Annotated in this window: 16 protein-coding genes and 1 tRNA gene; 7 read left to right on the forward strand and 10 right to left on the reverse strand. The window is 31.4% G+C overall.

The features are described 5' to 3' along the window. Positions 1 to 767 precede the first annotated feature (767 nt). The 3 genes from AWE51_RS22535 to AWE51_RS22545 all read left to right on the forward strand — a co-directional run bounded on the left by AWE51_RS22535 (position 768) and on the right by AWE51_RS22545 (position 3,894). Positions 768 to 1,763, forward strand: a complete 996-nt coding sequence (locus AWE51_RS22535; protein WP_066318577.1) for a lipocalin family protein — start codon at positions 768 to 770, stop codon at positions 1,761 to 1,763. 352 nt (positions 1,764 to 2,115) lie between these two features. Then, positions 2,116 to 3,021, forward strand: coding sequence for a M57 family metalloprotease (locus AWE51_RS22540; protein ID WP_066318579.1), 906 nt, complete (start codon positions 2,116 to 2,118; stop codon positions 3,019 to 3,021). 426 nt (positions 3,022 to 3,447) lie between these two features. Beyond that, complete coding sequence (locus AWE51_RS22545) at positions 3,448 to 3,894, forward strand: avidin/streptavidin family protein (protein WP_066318582.1); 447 nt, start codon at positions 3,448 to 3,450, stop codon at positions 3,892 to 3,894. A 345-nt stretch (positions 3,895 to 4,239) separates the two neighbouring features. Here the strand turns inward: AWE51_RS22545 and AWE51_RS22550 are convergent, their stop codons facing one another. From AWE51_RS22550 to AWE51_RS22585, 9 genes are all read right to left on the reverse strand, one after another. Further along, on the reverse strand, positions 4,240 to 4,893 hold the full coding sequence (locus AWE51_RS22550) for a Yip1 family protein (protein ID WP_066318584.1): 654 nt from the start codon (positions 4,891 to 4,893) through the stop codon (positions 4,240 to 4,242). Between the two features lie 214 nt (positions 4,894 to 5,107). After that, positions 5,108 to 5,629 carry a hypothetical protein gene (locus AWE51_RS22555; protein ID WP_066318586.1) on the reverse strand — a complete coding sequence of 174 codons (522 nt, stop codon included), beginning with the start codon at positions 5,627 to 5,629 and terminating at the stop codon, positions 5,108 to 5,110. A 218-nt stretch (positions 5,630 to 5,847) separates the two neighbouring features. Then, positions 5,848 to 6,438, reverse strand: a complete 591-nt coding sequence (locus AWE51_RS22560; protein ID WP_066318588.1) for a hypothetical protein — start codon at positions 6,436 to 6,438, stop codon at positions 5,848 to 5,850. Between the two features lie 420 nt (positions 6,439 to 6,858). After that, a tRNA-Pro gene (locus AWE51_RS22565) sits at positions 6,859 to 6,933 on the reverse strand. 215 nt (positions 6,934 to 7,148) lie between these two features. Beyond that, positions 7,149 to 7,355, reverse strand: coding sequence for a hypothetical protein (locus AWE51_RS22570; RefSeq protein WP_066318590.1), 207 nt, complete (start codon positions 7,353 to 7,355; stop codon positions 7,149 to 7,151). A 54-nt stretch (positions 7,356 to 7,409) separates the two neighbouring features. Then, positions 7,410 to 7,559: a hypothetical protein gene (locus AWE51_RS26715; RefSeq protein ID WP_157766198.1), complete on the reverse strand. Its 150-nt coding sequence runs from the start codon at positions 7,557 to 7,559 to the stop codon at positions 7,410 to 7,412. A gap of 166 nt (positions 7,560 to 7,725) precedes the next feature. Beyond that, positions 7,726 to 9,399: a T9SS type A sorting domain-containing protein gene (locus AWE51_RS22575; protein ID WP_157766199.1), complete on the reverse strand. Its 1,674-nt coding sequence runs from the start codon at positions 9,397 to 9,399 to the stop codon at positions 7,726 to 7,728. A gap of 185 nt (positions 9,400 to 9,584) precedes the next feature. Next, positions 9,585 to 10,607 (reverse strand): cytochrome d ubiquinol oxidase subunit II, encoded by a 1,023-nt coding sequence (locus AWE51_RS22580; protein ID WP_066318592.1) that lies wholly within the window; start codon positions 10,605 to 10,607, stop codon positions 9,585 to 9,587. A 2-nt stretch (positions 10,608 to 10,609) separates the two neighbouring features. Continuing rightward, complete coding sequence (locus tag AWE51_RS22585; RefSeq protein WP_066318595.1) at positions 10,610 to 11,911, reverse strand: cytochrome ubiquinol oxidase subunit I; 1,302 nt, start codon at positions 11,909 to 11,911, stop codon at positions 10,610 to 10,612. Positions 11,912 to 12,267: 356 nt separating this feature from the next. On the opposite strand from AWE51_RS22585, the gene AWE51_RS22590 reads away from it, so the two are divergent. The 4 genes from AWE51_RS22590 (at position 12,268) to AWE51_RS22605 (ending at position 16,654) form a co-directional block, all read left to right on the forward strand. Next, complete coding sequence (locus AWE51_RS22590; protein ID WP_066318596.1) at positions 12,268 to 13,020, forward strand: hypothetical protein; 753 nt, start codon at positions 12,268 to 12,270, stop codon at positions 13,018 to 13,020. A gap of 101 nt (positions 13,021 to 13,121) precedes the next feature. Further along, on the forward strand, positions 13,122 to 13,847 hold the full coding sequence (locus AWE51_RS22595; protein WP_066318597.1) for a hypothetical protein: 726 nt from the start codon (positions 13,122 to 13,124) through the stop codon (positions 13,845 to 13,847). Between the two features lie 123 nt (positions 13,848 to 13,970). Next, positions 13,971 to 16,025, forward strand: a complete 2,055-nt coding sequence (locus AWE51_RS22600; RefSeq protein ID WP_066318598.1) for a sensor histidine kinase — start codon at positions 13,971 to 13,973, stop codon at positions 16,023 to 16,025. Further along, positions 16,022 to 16,654: a response regulator gene (locus AWE51_RS22605; RefSeq protein ID WP_066318599.1), complete on the forward strand. Its 633-nt coding sequence runs from the start codon at positions 16,022 to 16,024 to the stop codon at positions 16,652 to 16,654. Before AWE51_RS22600 ends, AWE51_RS22605 begins: the two co-directional genes overlap by 4 nt. Before the next feature lie 74 nt (positions 16,655 to 16,728). Here AWE51_RS22605 and AWE51_RS22610 read toward each other — a convergent pair whose 3' ends face one another. Next, a complete protein-coding gene (locus AWE51_RS22610; RefSeq protein ID WP_198403857.1) occupies positions 16,729 to 20,046 on the reverse strand; it encodes a starch-binding protein in 3,318 nt (1,105 codons plus the stop codon). Positions 20,047 to 20,357: the final 311 nt, after the last annotated feature.

A 20,357-nucleotide genomic window follows, 5' to 3' on the forward strand; every position in this document is an offset into this window, starting at 1 on the left:
GATCAACATATAGTTACTGTTTTAAAAAAGGTGGTTCCAATTTGGGCCATCTTTTTTTGTTTTTCATAATATTCTCAGATTCTTCTTCACAGTAACTACTAAGTATATAATTCTCTATTCTTAAATTATTTGTTTTTATCATATCTATACTAGCTTTATACCTTCCTTAAATAATTCATGAATATATTCTGCATATAGTATCGTATTGGTCATTTTCTAAACAATGAAACAATAAATGTATGAATCAGTAATCTCCTAGACTACCTCTATATTCATGTATCTCTCTCTTCTTTACCCATATAATAAAACTGCATAAACGTACTATTTCATCTATCTTTTAGACACTCTTTTAATGCCATTCTTGCGTATTCATTGTATTACGTTTACAAAAATTATAATTATTTATTTTTTTTAAAGTAGGGTTTATATGTTCTCATTTGTTTTTAGTTTACCTGTATATACAGATAAACTAAAAATAAAATAAAAAATAACCCTTATAGGGGGTAGGTGTCTAAGGCAATAGTGCGTTCTATATCTAAAAAAAGTAATTATGTATTTGAAAAAATTATTAAAAGTAAATCTAAAGGCTATTGTTGATTTTTTAAAGGAGCTTCCTAATGCCTCATCTAATTCAATCCACAGGTGATTCTATACTATAAAATGCAAATAATAAGATCCTTTCTTTTTGCAAAACAAGATCGGTATAGTTATTGAAAATTCGACACTCTTAATACATTAACGCAATAAAATTGTAATATTAAAAACTCATGAAAAAATCAATCAGTAGATTCAATACATTATTTGTTATGTTCGCATTATTTTCTTTAGTGCTTGTTTCTTGTGCATCAGATGATGATTCTGGCCCAAGTAATGAAGAAGTTTCTCAAAATGTAGTTGAAACCAAGAAAAAGTTAGTTGGAGATTGGAAACTAGTCAGTACCACTATTGATGGACAAAGCGTTTCTGCTTCAGAATTTGAATGTTTAAAAAGATCTGTTGCAACCTTTAATGAAGATAATACCTATACAATAACATTTAAAAAGAAAGGTAGTCCTAGCTCTGATCTGTGTTCTCAAACCATTGCACAAGGAGGCACCTATACTGTAGCAGGTTTAAACAGTGTAACCTTTTTTAATTCTACCTCAGAAATCAAACTTGTAGACGATACGCTACAAATAACTTCAAAAGTTACTAATGGCAGCACAGAAGAAACACAAGTTGATACTTTTATACGAGGTGATAGTGAGGATTTAAGTGATAGTGATCAAGAAGAAACTGATGACGTAACCGTAGAAGAAGATGAGACGACAACAGAAGAGGACAATACTTATGATGGTACTGCAGTAATTGCTAAATTATTAGGAAAATGGAACATCGAGACCACTAACAATGAGTGTTTACAAAAAAATACAATCGAGTTTAAAGCTGAAAGTGTTTTTGAATTTATACAACATAAGAAAACATTTAACAGAAGAGATTTACTAAACTATAATATAAATATTAGTTATCCTTTTTCTGGAGCATTTTCTGCCTCGGTGACCAAAGGCAATGATATGGTTGTTTTTGATACCAATGCTGATTGTCAATTTATCAAAACAAGCACACTTCAATATATCGTAAAAGATGAAAAAACGGTATTACTTAAAAATATTCCGCAGGTTCAAATATTGATAGTAGATGATACCACTATTAACTTAGTATACAAATACACTGATAGTGATGGTAATAAGCAAACGTTAACGTTTACCTACAAAAAAGCATAACATATAATAATATATTCTTTATTAAAAATAGCGATGGTATTTACTATCGCTATTTTTTTGTTTGAAACTTAATGTAAAAAACTTCTTTTAAAGGCTCTTCTCATTATTTTAAATTTTTCTATTGTATTTAGATCACCACAAACCATTTTTTTAGAATTTCATATCTAGTAACTTCTCTGACGATATTTTCTGTTTCTATTACTGTTATTATGAATATTAGACAAAAAGAATATTCAAGTAACACAATATAAATGCACCTTAATGAAAAGAGAATAACACTTCATACATATCACGGTTTTTTATTTTTTGTAAAACTCTAGTTTTAACCAAATTAATTTAAAACCATACTACAATGAAAATCAACTTATTAAAAACTCGCTATTTACTAATGGCAACATCTTTTTTATTAATCCTTAATTCTTGTGAAACAGAGGATACTATAAATCAAGAAGAGATGAATACAACTACTATAGCACTAAACGAAACACAACTTAATGCATTAAAACTAAATGGCATTACTCCCGAAAGTAATATTGTAGAAGAATTTAAAGAGACTATTCTTGGAGAATCTATCGAAGGTTTATTAATATCGGATAACTTTATTTCGTACAAAGAGCTGGACCAGATGATAGAAAACACAGATCAAAAACTATTCTTTAATAAAAGTAGAATAACCTTACCTAAAAAAGGTAAAAGAATGATCACTGTTGGTGTGGTTACTTCGGGTTCGCAAGGTTTAGACAATAAACAACGAAATGCAGCACAAACAGTAATCCATCGTTATAAATCATTAAACTTGAAAAAAATAGATTTTAGAATCTTAATTGGAGTAAATAATTTTGGAAATACACGTCCTGACATCGTTATCATATCTAGTGATAGTTTTACTAGTGGTGGTTTTGATGGTAGAGCAAGATTTCCTGAAAACGGAAACCCAGGAGATCTTATTGGTATTAATACAAGAACACAAGGGTCTAATTGGCCACAATCAGAACTTGTATCTTTAATTATGCATGAACTTGGCCACGCAATAGGGTTTGTACATGCAGATTATAAAACAAGAAGAAGTTGTATTCCTTTTGGTTTAGAAGATGCAGGAGATTTTAGTGATAACCAAGTAGATTTAATCCCTGGTACTAACTCTAGTGGTGATTATATCAATTCTATTATGAGAGCATGTAATTTTTATGCTATCGGTGATTTTACTGCAGAAGATAAAAAAGCTATGAGAAGAGCCTATAACGGACAATCTTTTTAATAGGTACACATTCATACCATTTGTGATCCAAATTAAATAATAAATTTATTAAATGCCCCACTAATTTAATCCAAAATTAGTGGGGCATTATTATTTCATATAGTTAATGATACGAAGAGTTTTACCATCACAATTTTCTACTTCATAATATACAACTTAGACCACAAGTTTCTTAAAATTAAATTTCAATTTAAAAAGCAAAAAAACCAACACCTATAATATGGAAAACGCGTATCACCAAAATCACTTAAACACCAATAAAATAAGGGTATACCGGTGCAATAAGATGAAATATTTTTAAGGGAATTTTCCCCTAATTTAGTGTAAACCTTATGAAACACGAATCAAGTAGCTACAGATAGTTTTATTACGTAAGAAAAATCCAAAACCCGATTTAAAATTAGTAATAATTAAATATCAAGAAAGATGATTGAAAATTTAGATAAAATTGAACAATATATTGATAATACTATCGGAACTGCAATACGAAGCTATAACCCGATGATAAAGTCTGATATCTTTGGCCCGATATACGGCCATTGGGAAAGTGAAGCTGGATCAAAATTATTTTTAGCATCACAAGGAAGCATACTACATGGAAGCTTTACCCGAGAAGGAGGAAGACCTCGCAGATTATTAGGTACCATTGATAATCATCAACCTATAAAAGACAAAGGTTTAGCACTATCGTTTTCTGTCTATTGGCCATCTAACAATGACCCAGAATACAGATCTGTAACTTCGTATACCGGTCAATTTCATCCCACAGAAAATAAAATAACAACGATTTTTTTATTAGCAAACGAAACTATCCCTAGTAAAGATTATGCCTCTGTATTTGTTGGAAACGATGTTTTTACTCGCATAAAATAGATACTATACTACAAAAAAATTGCTATCCTATTATATAGTTAGTATTTACAAATAACCCAAATAGTACGAATTCTTGTAGTGTTCGATCATACAACATTATGTGTGTCTGTTGTATGATTTTAAAAAAAGCCTTAAAAATTATAATTTTTAAGGCTTTTCTTCCTCTTTATTTTACATCTATAAAATTCAAAATCAAATAGTTTTTTTTTTTTTAAAATTCCATTTTTTATAATAACTAAAGCAAGGAGTTTTTAACAGCTCTCCTTCTTCTACCCTTTTATAGTTGTGCACGTAATAATATGTTAGAATAGATTTCATTTTTAGTACAAACCATATTTCTTCTTTTTAAAACCCGTTTAAAATGAAAATAAGTATTATAATGGGAACACCAAAGACCAAGATGGGTAATAGCAAATTTAAAATAGATTTACCAATCGATAACTTTTGAACTTCGGACATTCCAATTACACAAAATACAATTGTCCAAATACCTAAAATAAACTCTAAAATCATAGCGCCATAAACAATAATATTTGAAATAAGTCCTGCACTTGTAATATCACCATTTGCTTTAAATATTTCATTACCATAAATTCCAATCTGGGGAATAAGGAACAACAAAGCTATTATTGCCGGTGTCATCGCATATGATAAAATTCGTAAAATGGATGTAGTATCACCTTTTCCGTTTATCCATTTTCCGGTCCAACTTAGTAATGCGGCATAAATGTAATATGATATCCAACCTAAAAGTCCACCAAGTATAATACACAAACCTAAAATCACTAATACAGGCATTTTATCCCCCATATTTCTCATGGATGCTCTGTCAAATGCTCTAGAAATCCCAGCAAGCACTAACAATAATTTTACATATTTATCATAATGTTTATCATTAATAAACTTAAAAACTTGCCTAGGTTTTGTCCATATTTTCGAAAAAATTTCTTTATCAGTTAAACTCTCAAGCTTATTACTGTTTTCTATCTCGTTATCCATTTGATTTGATATTTTGCCTTCTCTCTTATTACTAAATATTTATTATAAGTGTCTTGGCAAAAACAAATGTTACCTCGATATTTTTTTACACTATGACTAATAGAATATTAATTTATCAATAAGTTTGACATCATTACAAAATACGTTAACCTTTCGGCTCATTCTTAAACTTTACATTGATATATATGTCATGTTTTATATAAACGTTAATTTGTTAATCAAATATTCCTCGAGCACCTAATACACCTTCCTTTTTTTTGTTAAATAACTTTTGTATACTTTGACCTTTTAACCCCTTCCAAATCCCATTTTTACTTTTTTTAACAGGGTCAAATTGATATTTTTGATGGTAAAAAGCACCACTTTTCTTGTCTTTTGAAAGATATAGAATCACATGTTTATAATTCTCAAACCCAGGTCGTCCATAATGATTGTAAGCCACAAAATTTATAGTATCGCCCTCTATTTTATTAAACACATTTTTTAACACTTTGTATTTATTATTAAATCCAAGATCCATTACAAAACTTACATACCTAATAGTATCTCCTGTAATAGAGTCTATTTCGATTCTCTTATTTTTTCTGTTTGGATTAAATTCTGTTACGGATATTTTCTCCCCTATAAATGCATAAAGGTTTACGCTAGTATTAATATTGCTATTATCATTTGTAACAAATGTTGATTTGCAAGAGATAAAGAATATTACAATAATTAGGATATATAGCTTTTTCATCAGATTTATTTAGATTTCAAATCTACATTTCTTAAAACTATTTCAGAAATAAGATTGAGTGAAGTATATCTTTATTCAAGTGGAGTAATAATTTGATTTAGTTAAATATTTTACAATGTGTTTGTGTATGATTGCATTGTGTATTTCTGTAACTAAATTAGCAAATACAAACCGAATTGAAAATCTGCCGTAACTGCGATTATAAATTTTATGTTTTTTTAGTAATAGTTTTTGTACTTAACGTCAAATCGACCGTTTCTTATTTTAACTATATTACCTTCTGGATCAACACAGTCAAACCAAAACGTCCCTGATAGAATTTGTTTGTCTTGATCTAATTTTATGATATTTAACTCTCCAGCAGTTTGATTTGTTGTTGCATAATTAGTCCATCTTCGAAAATCATTCCCATATTCGTTCGTTACAATGTCTCCAATCGTCTGATAATCGGCATTTAACACTCCATGCTCTTGATTTCCAAAAGTATAGACTCTTTCTGTTAATGGCATATCCGATAAAATTCGTTCAATCGTAATTGATTGACTTAAAACCTCATTGTCTGCAAAAATTGAAAACCAATATCCGTTTGGTGCATCCAGGTTAATGAATACATATTGCGAAGTTAATTCGGGAATAGGGTCATTTAAATTAAATCCACTCTCTCTCGGTAGAAAGTTGACCCCATCGATAGTGCAGCCAAATGTGTTTTTTCCTTCAAAGGTTAATTCTGGCAATGGCGAACTAGTACCGTCATCATCATTAACACAACTTGATAAAACAATAATAAATAGTAAAATCATTTTTCTCATAGTATTTGATTTTTAAAGTTACATTTAACGTTATGTGTAAGAATAGTATGAGATTAAAAATAGTAAGCTTTCAATTAAGTATCTAGTCAAAACTTTTTATTTTGTCAATTATTTTTCTATTCTAAAACCCATTTTTTTAAATTTGGTAGTCGTTTAAAACGAAAAACAATTTTGCGAATTAGCACTTATTTGCTATATACTTCTTGCTTTTTTATTTCTCATCGTGAATATATTTACATTTATGTAAACTTCTTTATGGCAAACCACAATCATGGCTATAGTGAAAGAAGTTTTATCAAAACACAACAAGATTTCTATGTATTACATTTTGATAATCAAAATAATACTATTAGAGAAAAAGAATAAATAGGAAACGTATAAAAATAAAAAAACTCCCTAGATAAAGGAGTTTTAAAACTGTCGGGTAGAGAGGATTCGAACCTCCGATCTCTGGTCCCCCAGACCAGCACTTTAACCGGACTAAGCTACTACCCGAAATTGGATTGCAAATATAATTTTTTCTCGCTATTTAGTAAAACGCAAAGGTTTCTTTTTTATTTTTTTTATACCTCATCACCATCTCGTCTCTTCTAAAATATACAACCACAAAAAAGCTCTGGAATGCATCCCAGAGCTTTTAATGATATAGGATCATATCCTATAATCTAAAGTAAAAAGACTATCTAACCTTTTAAGATAATCTTTGCATATTAAAATGCAAATGCTGCTAAGTCAGAACATATAAGTTGCGCTGTACATGTTTTTAAATTAAGGTGCCAGTTACATCCTTCTGGTGGTGCCGCCAAAGGAAATCTACAATCGTTAAGATCGTTCATTGGTAATCTGTCTAATCCCCCTTTTATATCTTTTTGTTGTGCTCTATTTAGTGGTTTCCCTATTTTTTTTAAATCTTTCATAAGTCCTAATTTTAGTAATGTTTATTTTTTGCCCTTAATCTTTACGATATCTTATTAGTGGATATCGTCTGTAGTACCTGTTAATGATCCTAATTTCTCGATAGCTTGTCTTTGTCTTTCGATTTCTGCAATTGCTGCTAATATGGCTAAACCATCGATTCCACCATTAGTTTCTCTTAATTCTTTGTTTGTTAGGTTTTTCATTTTAATTGAATTTTAAATAGTACGCTTTGTATTGTTTCTTATTTTAATCTGGGGTAAAACTAGCTCGAAGAAATCTCAAATTCTGAGACAGCATAAAAAAAAGCAGTACGATGTACTGCTTTTATAATATATAAAGTGAATAAAATTAGGTAGTCTACGACTTAAATTATTCTACAAAGATTTTTTTAGTAAAACTTGCGTTAGAGGCACTATTCGCTATCTGAACAAAATATACTCCTGATGCTACTACCGATAGGTCTATGGTATTGTTTCCTTTATTCATAGCACCTTGAAGAACCTTTTTACCCAAAACTGTAAAAACAATATAATTTAGTGTATCATCACCTATATTAGAAACAAAAAGTTCTCCTTTGGTTGGGTTAGGAAACAAAACAGTTTCTTTATTAGGTTCTTTTACGATCTCGGTATCACAAGCAATCACACCTGCATTAACTTCTGACAACATATTTAGCACTATACAACCTGTATTTTCTGGATCCAACCAATCGGATAAACGTGTATCACTTGTAGTTCCAAAATCCCATGAAGTAGCAAATCTCCCGTAGTAATCATGTAAATCATTATCATTGGTTGATGCACATGCCGCATCTCCCCCATATAATTGCCCTATTATTCTTCCATTTTGGTCAAATAATGCAGAACCAGAAGATCCTCCTTCGGTAACGCCTTGCTCCCAACCTAGACCAGCATTTGTAATATCCCAAGTTTCTGCTTCTGGTGTAAACCCACCAGCATTTTGTCTTATCTTGGTAACGCCGCTATCATCTCTGCATACTTTCATGATATCACCACTAGGATGGTGTATACCTACCACATATGTTGGTGTATTATCACTCCTATCCCATCCAGCCCATTCTAAATCCCAAGCATTATCTAATCCTCCTGTTATCTCAATTAATTCGAAATCAGATTCTTGGTTTTTTGCCAAAACTTTTGATCCACTAGTTGTATAGTAGTTACTAGGACCATTATCTGTACTACTTGTTTCTGTTGCACATACTGTATTGGTGCTTATCCAATTAAACCTGAAAGACCAATTTGCTTCATTTCCGCTACAGTGATTAGCAGTAAGAAGATAAGGAGCTTTATTATTACTCGTATTGTTTATTAAAGTTCCTGTACACCAATCACTCCCATTATTTAATATTAAGGCTACGGATTTTTTAAGTTTATCTTTTAATGGATCAAAATCAGATCCTATTGAACAATTTACATCTAAATTACAATCACCAGAATCGTTTAGTCTTTTTTGATGAGCTTCAAAATTACTTACACTTCTATATCCGTGAATGACAGAACCTATATGAAAGCTACCTAGCCCTTTTACTTTAGCTGGTATATAATATTCGATTGTTATTGTATCTCCGTCGGCAATCCAGGTTCCTAAAGATTTATTTTCATTATTCATCCTACTGGTATAGGCGCCTAAAGTGAAAGATTTATCCTGATTATATAGGTAAACCTCTGCTCCATCTGCCAACTCAAAAGCATCAAAAATAAAATTTAACGTATGAGCTCCAGGAGATTTAATATTAATTCTCCAAATTTGATCTCCATTAGGTAGTTTTTCTATAACTCCAGAGTTCTTAAGATCTAAATCAACATTAAATTCATGTCCAAATCTAAAAGGTTTAGCACTATTTAAGTCATTTATAGCATCTTCTGCTTGAAGTTTTTTAAGATCAAAAGATGGCATTTCTACTACAGGAATATTTCTATTCAGTTTCATAGAAGAGCTTCTGGGGACTCCGTTTGTAACTTGACCATTAGTAATTAAACACCCAAGTAGGACTGTAACACAAAGAATAATTCTTTTCACAAATATTGATTTAATATTAATTAATCTACGCTAAAGATTTACATTCCAAAAACTACTTGTCCCTTAACAAAACTAGAGAATTAATTCTAAAAATCAACATACTCCAACACCTAAAAAAATGTTTTATAAAACTTAAATTTTCAATATGGTATTATAATCTTACAAAAATATCCAAATCCATACGACTACTTTCTTTCTAAGATTTTGATCATTTTAAAAGATTTAAGAAGATGAAACAGTCCTGGTAGGATTACTGCACCTCCTATTAATAGAGAAATTCCAAGTACCTTGATTACACTATCAGGGGCAATATTATCTAATAAGCTTATGCTACCAGTGGTGGTTATTATAATATCTGGAAAGTGAGATACCATAGCTGCCAATAAAATTAAAAACACTTGTAATCCTGCAAAAAACCGACTCCAAACTTTATTACCACTATTAATCGTTTTCCATAATGGAAATAATAATAATCCCGAAATAGCCACCAAAATAATAGTCCATGGATTTTTTATAAAATCTTGCACAAAAACATTATCTGAAAAATATCCATAAACAAAAGTTAGTAATCCCACTACAAAAACAACTATTGTAGCTATGGTAGCTTTTCTTACATAGATATTTTCGTTACCCTGCTCTGCTTCTCCTATTAATAGTACGGCTGATAAAAATGCACATAAAGCGGCAAAAAACAATCCAACCAATACACTAAATACATTAAGCCATGAACCAATAAAGGCATCATAAAAAGTTAAACTACTTATATCTGCTTCTAGTGGTATTTCACCACTAATCAAAGCTCCAAATACAATTCCTAAAAATATTGGAGTAACAAAGCTTGAGATTTTAAACAAGGTGTCATACAATTTTTGTGAATCGTCTATAATCGCATCATAATGTCTAAATACAAAAGCAACGCCACGTAATGTAACTCCTAATAAAACAATAGTAAGAGGTATGTGTAGATAAACAACCAAGACATTGTAATATGCGGGAAAAGCGATCCACAAAATTACGATAAGGATAATAATCCAGATATGATTTGCTTCCCAAACGGGGCCCATAACACGATAAATTGTTTTTTTGGTAATCTTTTGATTTTCTTCTGAAGAAAAAAGTTCTACAATACCTGCTCCATAATCGGCACCTCCCAAAATAACATAGAGATACAACGAAAATATAAGAAAGAATAAAACAACATATAACATACTTAATGATTTGAATGATTTAACACTCTTATTTGTCGTAGCATTAACCAAGTTACTGCAACAGAAAGTGTAAGATAAACAACGATATAGGTATAAAAACTAACCACAATACCTGGCATTGGAGTTACTGCATCTTTTGTTCTCATGATATTATGAATGATCCAAGGTTGTCTACCCACCTCTGTAACGATCCAGCCTGCTTCTAGTGCTATAAATCCCATTGGTGCCAATACCACAAATAATAACCAGTATTTGGTATTAGAGAGCCACTTTTTCTTTTTTAGCGATACAAAATATAATAGCCCCGCTAAGAGTAGCATTGTACCTATCCCAACCATCACCTGAAATGCATAGTGTACCATAGCTACATTAGGCCGTTCATCTTCTGGAAAATCATTAAGTCCCTTTACTTCTGCATCAAAATCTCCAAAAGCTAAAAATGATAACATCCCCGGAAGAGCAATTTTATATCTTACTTCTTGTGTTTTATCATTTACTACTCCTCCAATATACAAAGGAGCTCCTTTTTCAGTATTATAATGTGCCTCCATAGCTGCTAATTTTACTGGCTGCCTTTCTGCAATATCTTTTGCAGAAATATCACCACTAATTGGTTGTAGTATCGCGGCCACAGCTCCAAACGTAATTGCTATTTTAAATGCTTTTTTATGCAGTGCTACTTTTCGATTTTTATATACTTGATATGCATGAATTCCTGCTACGGCAAAACCTGTAGCAGTAAACGCTGCCAAGGTCATGTGAAGTGCCTGAGTAAACCAAGCCGGATTAAGCATCGCCTGCACCGGATCTATATTAAGAAACTTGCCATCTATATAATCAAAACCAGTGGGAGAATTCATCCAACCATTTGCTGCCACAACTAATATCCCCGAAGCAACTCCTGAAACACCTATTATGATCCCCGTTATCCAATGGAAACGTTCTGGTAATTTGCCCCAACCGTAGAGATAAAATCCTAGGGCTATTGCTTCTACAAAAAATGCCGCCCCTTCTAATGAAAAAGGCATTCCTATAATAGGCCCCGCATGTTTCATAAACTCAGGCCACAAAAGCCCTAATTCAAAAGATAATGCCGTTCCTGAAACAGCACCGGTTACAAAAAATATGGCTACTCCTTTTTGCCATGATTTGGTAAGGGTAAGATATACTTGATCTCGAGTTTTTAACCACTTGTAATGAGATACTACCATAAAAAAAGGCATTACCATACCAATACAAGCAAAAACAATATGAAATATAAGGGTGAATGCCATCTGAAGTCTTGCTGCATCAAGGTTTTCCATAAATTACTTTTTTAAGTCTTTTAATTCTATAAAGGTACTATTAGACACTAGTATAGTAGGTAACATTAGTTACATATGTCTAAAAAAAGATCATTTTCCCGGAAGTTTCTTTTATGTCATAAAGATACGATCTAAACGTGGTTTTTTAAAGAAAAAACAGTGTTGTTTTATAGGCGTATCAATAAACTTTTATCGATATGCCTTTTATCGACCTAGGGAAAACCCTAGGTTTTAAACTCTAGGTTTCACCCTTACAAATAAATAATTGATTACCAATAATTTAGCAACAACAAATTTGTACGTATAGGATTTCGAAAACCAATTAAAAAAAGTAAATAATCTTAACATTAATAAATATGAAAAATTTTAGAAATCAAAGAATCATAGCATCCTTAATCCTAGGAGTATTATGTATTACTTCTTGTGAAAAGTCAGAAGATGTTATCACAAAAGAAACCATAGAACTTAATGACGAAGGGTTTAGAAGTGAAACCGGTAATAACGATCTAATTTTAGATGTTAAAAATGAAGATGTCCAATATCCCGTATTACATATGAGTTTTGATAAAAGTATTAGCAAAAAAGAAGCAGAATTCCAATGGAATGAAGCTATTAAAGAGTATTTAAAAAAGAATCCGATTAAAAATACTAAAGGATCTGCAAGCGATTGGCATTACTGGATACAAACTGAAACAGGTGATGAACTCTATAATCAAACAGATGGACTGGCTAGAGCAAAAGTTTCATTTAATACAAGTGCCGGGAATCATCATACAAGTTATGTTGATCTAAATAATGGAGATGATCGAAAATCAGGGCAATGGGACTATTATTTTTTTAGAGCCTCAATAGTAGGACAGCTTGTATCTTGGGTAGAAGCAGAACATGCTCATCTAGAACTTACTGGTACTAATGGTTGGGTTGTTAAAAGTTTTTTTGTAAAAATATATCCAGGTGATCAAACTGGATATGCATCTTCAACTCTACAAGACGGTGTATATGGATCGTTTATATTGTCTTCACCTAATATTTGGCTAGATAATGATTATCTAAATACATGGGATAGATATAATACTGGAAACGTTGGTATTGGACGCGTTATCTTTTAATAACAAAACAAAAAAGTGTATCTAATATACCTTTTTTTTAAAGTAAAGAGGTTTCAAAAAAACCTTGTAAAAATAAAAGTACAATCTTAAAACTACATATTATGAAAACAACAATTTTTAAATTATCGACAATAGCACTGGTACTAGTAATAATATCTACTGCTTGTGAAAAACCAGAGGAAATAATCCATGAAGAAACTAACATAATAAATGATGAAGGGTTTAGAAGTAAAACCGAACATCATGATGAAGAATTAAATGAACAACAAGAGAGTATACTTCCTTTATTGCATATGAGTTTTGACAATAAAATGAATAAAGAAATAACCGAACTTCATTGGAATGAAGCTGTTAAAAACTTTTTTAAAAGAAAAACTATGCAAAATAAAGTAAACGGCACTATAGTATATTTTCAAATATCTACTCAAACGGGTAATCATCCCTATAATAATACAAATGCAATTGTTCAGGCCTCAGTAGATTTTGATCATGATTTTGGAACTTATAATTCTGGGTATTTAACTTTAAATAATCCAAATAATGATAGAGAGTTGGGACAAACAGATTTCCACCTTCTTGGTATTTGTATCCCATATACAGGGCTATCGTGGATCGAGTTAGAACGAGCAAATATAAGATTACAAGGAGAAGATGGATGGTTTATAACTTCTTATAACGTTTCTTTACTTAATAGTAACCAAGTTTTTCCTGCTTCAGGAAGCTCCTTCATTTCTACAACACCAAATACATGGTTAGATAACATTACCAATACGGGCTGGGATTATTACAACACTACGTCTGTAGGCCTAGGTACACTACTTTTATGATTTCAACACAAATAGGAGGATGTCAAATACTTGACATCCTCTTTTAAACAAGAAGAAACATTCATTATAACAAAGATTTGTACCTTTAGATATGAACCTTTATCATTAAACTAACCATTGGTCATGAAACCAATATTACTATATATCTGTTCTCTTCTATTTCCTTATATCTGTACTATATCTGCACAACATAATAATGATATAGATACCTCATCAGTTAAAAAAAGATTAACCTATCAACTGCATGAATCTCTTAACCAAACTAATTTTGAAAACGCATTAAAAATTACCGATAGTCTTGTTGACTACGGCATCCAAAACAACGATAGCTTATTTATAGGGTATGCATACAGCGCAAAGGCAACTATATATAGATTTAAACAAGACCTATCTACAGCTAAAATACATCTAAAAAAAAGTATCAAAATCTATAAAAAATACCGTAGGTATAGCTATCTCGTAGAACTAAATACGCAACTCGCAAATACATTAAGAGCAGAAGGAAAATTAGATTCATGTTTTTATGTATTAAATACAAAAACACAACAACATATCTCTGATAGCACATCTAAAAGTAGTTTAAGGTACTTTTATAATGCAAAAGAAGTGGCCTATTCTAACATAGGAAGGATTGACTCTGCCGTATATTATATTTTTAAGCGAATAGCAATTGTTGATACAAATGATTATTATAGACTTGGAACGCCACACTCTACATTAGCCCGAAATTTTTATAAAGTAAACGATCTACAAAAAGCCTTAATACATACAGATAAAGCTTTAGATTATTTTGCTAAGACTAGCTATAATGTAGATCGCACGATTTGTCAAACATACATCCTAAAAGCTTCTATTTTACTAAAACTAAAACGATATAAAGAAGTAGAATCTTATATCTCTAAAACTCAGGGATTACTTAAAAAAAAGGATGTTCCCCGTTATAGAATTCAAATAGAAATTTTAAGCGCTAAGTTATATTGGGAAACAAAACAATTTGAAAAAATCCCTTCTTTAAATACTAATCAAATCGAAAACGAAGAAATACCAAATCATACTTTGTTTGATCTATACCTAACAAAACTTACTCAAGATATTACATTTAAAAACTGGAAAGAAGCCGATATACATCTAAAAAAACTAAATATTCTCATAGCTACTATAAGTGATTTACATCTTAAACAGTCTTTTTACAAATTATCCTCTATCTATTGGGTCGAAACAAGAGATTTTAAAAAAGGATATGAAGCGCAACACAAATATCTTGAAACAAAAGAAAAGATTACGACTCAACAACAAACCTATATGGCCTATGATCTAGATCAAAAATATCAAGTCACAAAAAAAAATAAAGAAATCATACAGCAGAATCTGACGATACAAAAGCAAGAAAATCAGTTATTAAAAACAGAGAAACATCAAACCTATTTAACACTATCTATAGTATCAGCTATACTAGGTTTCTTTTCTTTATTATTTATTTACCAACAGCGACAAAAAATCAAAAACAATGAAATACTAGTATTACAACGTCAACAAGAAATTGTAAAACTAGAATCTTTAATTAATGGAGAAGAAAAAGAGCGTAATCGTATTGCTCAAGATCTGCACGACGGTTTAAATGGTGATTTAGCTGTAATCAAGTACAAAATAACCTCGTTACCATCATTTACATTAAATGATACAGAAAAGACAATTCATAAGGAAACCATAGAGATGCTTGATAACACAGTAGAACAGGTGCGCAGAATCTCACACAACCTATCCCCTGCTTCTTTACAAAACTTTGATTTGATAGAAGCTATACAACAATTTTGTAATACGACAAACAATACAAATCCATTACATATAAATTTTCAATACTTTGGAAACCAACTAATTCTTGAAAAAGAAAAAGAAACGGCCATATATAGAATCATACAAGAACTCGTTCATAATATTATAAAACATGCTAATGCCAGCGAAGCTTTAGTCCAAATTAACAAACATGACGATTTCGTAAATATTATTATTGAAGATAATGGTAACGGATTTGATCTATCTGCAAAAAGTAACGGAATAGGGTTACAGAATGTAAGATCCAGAATCAATTTTCTTAATGCTAATCTAGATATTGTTTCTAACCAAAACGGTAGCACTTTTACCATTGTACTTGACCTCAACAAAATATATAAAGCATGATAACAGTTTCAATTTTAGATGATCATACAATGGTATTAAAGGGATTAGAAATAATGCTCAAGGATACTACCGATATACAATTAATTGCCACTTATACTAAAGGAGAGGAATTGCTAACCAATATCACGAATTTAATACCAGATGTAGTACTTCTGGATATTAACCTACCCGATAGTAACGGAATCGAATTATGCAAAGCTATTACTAAACAATATCCCGATCTAGCCGTGATTGGTTTATCAAACTATAATGAAACAGGGTTTATAAAAAATATGATGCGTAACGGTGCCAAAGGATATTTATTAAAAAACACTTCTAAAGAAGAATTAGAACTTGCTATCAAAACCGTACACTCTGGCAAAACCTATCTACCCAACAATCTTAAAAATCAATTATTGAATGAAAGTATTGGTATAACCACATCTTCTTTTATTCCTAAACTCACCAGAAGGGAAAAAGAAGTATTGCAATTAATCGCCAAAGAATATACCACTGAAGAAATTGCAAATACACTTTTTGTTACAGTTAAAACTATCGAAGCACATCGTAGTAACTTGATTCAGAAACTAGGTGTACGAAATACTGCCGGGCTAGTTAGAGTAGCTTTTGAAAAAGGATTATTAGTCTAATAATCAATCTATACTACTAAAACACCTACTATGTTATTAATACAATAGTAGGTGCCCTCTATAAACAACAGGTCCTATTTAACCAATTTAACTATTTGCGTACCATTACCAGATAGTACTTTTAAAATGTACATCCCTTTGGGTAAATCAGAAGTATCTACTGTAACTGTAGATGCTCTAATAATCTTATTGGGGATTATAGTAGTTCTTTTTCCATTTAATGTATACAGCATAGCACTTACAGGTTTTTTATTTGTATCGCCAAAGAAAGACAATGTTAATGTATCACTAAATGGATTAGTTAAAGGCTTTACCAAATTAATGTCATTACCCGCAGCCACTTTACCATCTGGACATTCCCTCGGACAGGTATCAAACCATCGGTCATCATACCAGCCTGTTGTCGTTCTACACAGGTCATCGGTTTGAGCACCTCCATTATCATTAAACACAATCCCAACTTCAACATTTTGATCTATAGTTATTGAATACCAAGAAGTTCCTGGAATAGGGTTCATTGCTGTACCAGGCCAAGCCGGAGCTCCCGTTATTGGACCATTTATATTTTTATCATATATATAAATAAAAGTACTTCCCCATGTTGGTGGTTTCTTAAAATACACCTTAAATGAAGTATCTATAGTATCAGGACAATCGCCAGAACATATATCTGCCCATTGATTATCATACCAACCATCGCTAGTTCTAAACAAATCATCTGTTTGAGAACCTCCGTTATCGTTAAATACTATTCCAACTTCAACATCTTGATCAATAGTATAAGTATACCAAGGAGTAGAATCTAAAACTGTCATTTGTATTCCTGGCCAGGCAGGAAATCCAGGTAAAGCTGAATTTGTATTCTTATTAAAAAGATAGATATATGCTGTACTCCAAGCATTTGGTTTCTTGAAATTCACCGTATAACTAGATGTGTTTTGGGTTATGGTATATGTTTTAGTAATAATATTAGAACTTCCTACACTATTTATTGCAATTGCATTTACCTTTGTAACACCTGATGTATTTATAGAAAATGTACCTGTATACGGAGTACTATTCGCATCAGGTAAAGCGTCTCCTAAAGTGTAAAATATATCTCCAGAATTTGTAGCACTCATAAACACATTTACACTACCAATAACCGTGCTTGAATCAGGAGTTATGGTAAGTTCAGGTTTCCCTGTTGCAATTGGACATTCACTTGAACATGTATCGGTCCATTGGTTATCATACCAACCTTCTTTTATTCTAGTAAGATCATCGGTCTGTTCACCTCCATTATCATTAAACACAATACCAACTTGAAAATTCTGATTTATCGTATGTGTAAACCAAGGTGTATTCATTATTTCTTCCATAGCGATTCCTGGCCAATCAGGAAATCCAGGTATCGTTGCTCCTGTATTTTGGTTAAACAAATAAATAAAAGCTGAAGACCAACTTGCTGGTTTTTTAAAATATACATCAAAAGGACCACCAAATATATAATCTCTAGTTAGTATTTGAGATTGGTTCCCTTCTGAATCTATAGCGATAGCTCTAATCGTAGTAGTTTCACTAATTCTAAATGGAGTAGTATATAATGTACTAGATGCCGATGGAGTTGATCCATCTTCGGTATAAAATATATCCATTGTCGCACCATCTACTGAAGAAGAAGCTGTCATTGTAACATCAATTGGATTTGTATTAAAACCAGAATCGGGATTTATTGATAAACTTACAGACTCTGTAATACTTAATGGTTTTGCGATTAAAACCAGGCCAAAAGCAGTGTCGAAAGTTACATTTCCTCCTGATACTGTTGCGGTTTTTTCAGAAAAATAATCTTGTAGCACTGTACCATCTGGCCACAAACCAAAGACATTTAGCTCACCTGTAAAATCACCATCAAGCCCTGTATATACAAGTGCTTTATCAGTAATTCCTGATGCATTATATTCCCTCTTAAATGTATAAGGAGTATCCTGTAATTTGGTATGTTTACCTGCGCCCACCGAAACATGTTCTCTTCTAAACTTACCTATTTTCTGGAAATGTTTTAACGTTAACGCTGCCTTAGAATTTGGATTCCCTAGTTCATTAAAGTTCATATTAGACCGTAATGTTGCATCTCCAAATGCTCCCCCACCAGGAGTTAATGTTCTTGCGGTTTCATCACCATAATAAATTTGTGCTGGTCCGGGAGTAAGTAACAATTTAGTACCTGCTTCAAAAGTTCTAGTACGATTTCTATCAAAAACTTCATTAGTATCATGGTTTGCTAAAAAGTTCATCGCGCTTTTACCATTACCTAACTGATTTTGTAATAAGTTATCATATTTACTAAATATACTTTCTAAGCCATCATTAGCATTAAATCTAAACTCAAAATTGATAAGATTTTCGAAACCATTATCATAATAGTCTACATTAAACCCATCTCCTGTAAATCTTCTCCCCATGCTAGGAGCCATATAATTAAATATTTCTCCTGTCATCCAAAAATCCAGATCATCTATTTTTTTACTTGGATTGTTATTTTTCCACTTTTTTAAAGCTTTAATACCTTCTTGTTCTAATTCTTTCCAAACAAATTCTTCTACATGTTTAACAGTATCTACTCTAAACCCATCTACTCCATATTCTTCTACATAATCTGTAAGCCATTTTATAATATAATATCTCGGAGCTCTTGGGTACCCCGTACTATTGAAAAAATCATTTAACTCAGCCTCTTCCTGTTGTCTTCTACCCTCTTGATCCCATTTATTAAGCAACCAACTTGGAACCGAAACATTAGTATTAGATTCTGTTCTGATATCTGGTAAATTATCTACTAACTCACAAGGAATATTACCTCCAGGACCTTGAAAATTGCAAGTAGGTTCTCGTCGTACCCATTCATTGGGCCATGATTCATCACTAGAATTATCAGGGCCAACATGGTTTAAAACAACATCCATAATTATGCGAATGCCATGATCATGAGCTTTATCTACAAAGGTTTTAAAGAGCGCATCTGTTCCTAAATTACGATCTATAGTTGTCCAATCTTTTGCCCAATAACCATGAAAAGCATATCCTGCTCCGCCAATAGAACCATGTATATTTTCGTAAGGAGGTGTTACCCAAAGTGCATTAACTCCCAGGTCATCAAAATATCCGCTGTCAATCTTATTAATCAAACCTTGAAGATCTCCTCCTTCGTAATTTCTTAGTGGTGGACCATTTCTCTGTCTACCATAAGAAAAATCATTAGAAGTATCACCATTTTCAAATCGATCTGTTAAAACAAAATAGACTGTAGCGTTCTCCCAAACAAAGGGAATATCCCTATTTGATTGAGCCAAAATAATTTTAGGTAGACATAAAACAAGTACAAGCCCTAAATAGAATAATTTTTTCATGACATATTTTAATTTGTTGGTTAAATAAGTAAACATTTGATAATCTGTTTTTTAAAAACACTAAAACGTTGTAATAAAGGTTTCAAAAAAAAATGATCTTTTAGTTAAAAACAGTTTATCTATTTTTCACGCAAACGTTTGAGTGTTAATAAATAATCAATAATTACGTTAAAACCTTATGACTTTTCTAACAAAAACGACTTAAAAATATTAATTTGAAAAACTTTATTTGAAATTATAAAGTCATTACTATTCACGTCAAAAAAATTATAATATGACAATTTAGTTAGCATATAAATTTTAATTTTTAA

It is taken from the genome of Aquimarina aggregata (genome assembly GCF_001632745.1).
In the GTDB taxonomy this organism is placed as follows: domain Bacteria; phylum Bacteroidota; class Bacteroidia; order Flavobacteriales; family Flavobacteriaceae; genus Aquimarina; species Aquimarina aggregata.

Excerpts from the sequence above, each read along its gene's own strand:
- AWE51_RS22535 (WP_066318577.1), top strand. The coding sequence starts at position 768 with ATGAAAAAATCAATCAGTAGATTCAATACATTATTTGTTATGTTCGCA.
- AWE51_RS22540 (WP_066318579.1), top strand. The coding sequence starts at position 2,116 with ATGAAAATCAACTTATTAAAAACTCGCTATTTACTAATGGCAACATCT.
- AWE51_RS22545 (WP_066318582.1), top strand. The coding sequence starts at position 3,448 with ATGATTGAAAATTTAGATAAAATTGAACAATATATTGATAATACTATC.
- AWE51_RS22550 (WP_066318584.1), bottom strand. The coding sequence starts at position 4,893 with ATGGATAACGAGATAGAAAACAGTAATAAGCTTGAGAGTTTAACTGAT.
- AWE51_RS22555 (WP_066318586.1), bottom strand. The coding sequence starts at position 5,629 with ATGAAAAAGCTATATATCCTAATTATTGTAATATTCTTTATCTCTTGC.
- AWE51_RS22560 (WP_066318588.1), bottom strand. The coding sequence starts at position 6,438 with ATGAGAAAAATGATTTTACTATTTATTATTGTTTTATCAAGTTGTGTT.
- AWE51_RS22570 (WP_066318590.1), bottom strand. The coding sequence starts at position 7,355 with ATGAAAGATTTAAAAAAAATAGGGAAACCACTAAATAGAGCACAACAA.
- AWE51_RS26715 (WP_157766198.1), bottom strand. The coding sequence starts at position 7,559 with ATGAAAAACCTAACAAACAAAGAATTAAGAGAAACTAATGGTGGAATC.
- AWE51_RS22580 (WP_066318592.1), bottom strand. The coding sequence starts at position 10,607 with ATGTTATATGTTGTTTTATTCTTTCTTATATTTTCGTTGTATCTCTAT.
- AWE51_RS22585 (WP_066318595.1), bottom strand. The coding sequence starts at position 11,911 with ATGGAAAACCTTGATGCAGCAAGACTTCAGATGGCATTCACCCTTATA.
- AWE51_RS22590 (WP_066318596.1), top strand. The coding sequence starts at position 12,268 with ATGAAAAATTTTAGAAATCAAAGAATCATAGCATCCTTAATCCTAGGA.
- AWE51_RS22595 (WP_066318597.1), top strand. The coding sequence starts at position 13,122 with ATGAAAACAACAATTTTTAAATTATCGACAATAGCACTGGTACTAGTA.
- AWE51_RS22600 (WP_066318598.1), top strand. The coding sequence starts at position 13,971 with ATGAAACCAATATTACTATATATCTGTTCTCTTCTATTTCCTTATATC.
- AWE51_RS22605 (WP_066318599.1), top strand. The coding sequence starts at position 16,022 with ATGATAACAGTTTCAATTTTAGATGATCATACAATGGTATTAAAGGGA.
- AWE51_RS22610 (WP_198403857.1), bottom strand. The coding sequence starts at position 20,046 with ATGAAAAAATTATTCTATTTAGGGCTTGTACTTGTTTTATGTCTACCT.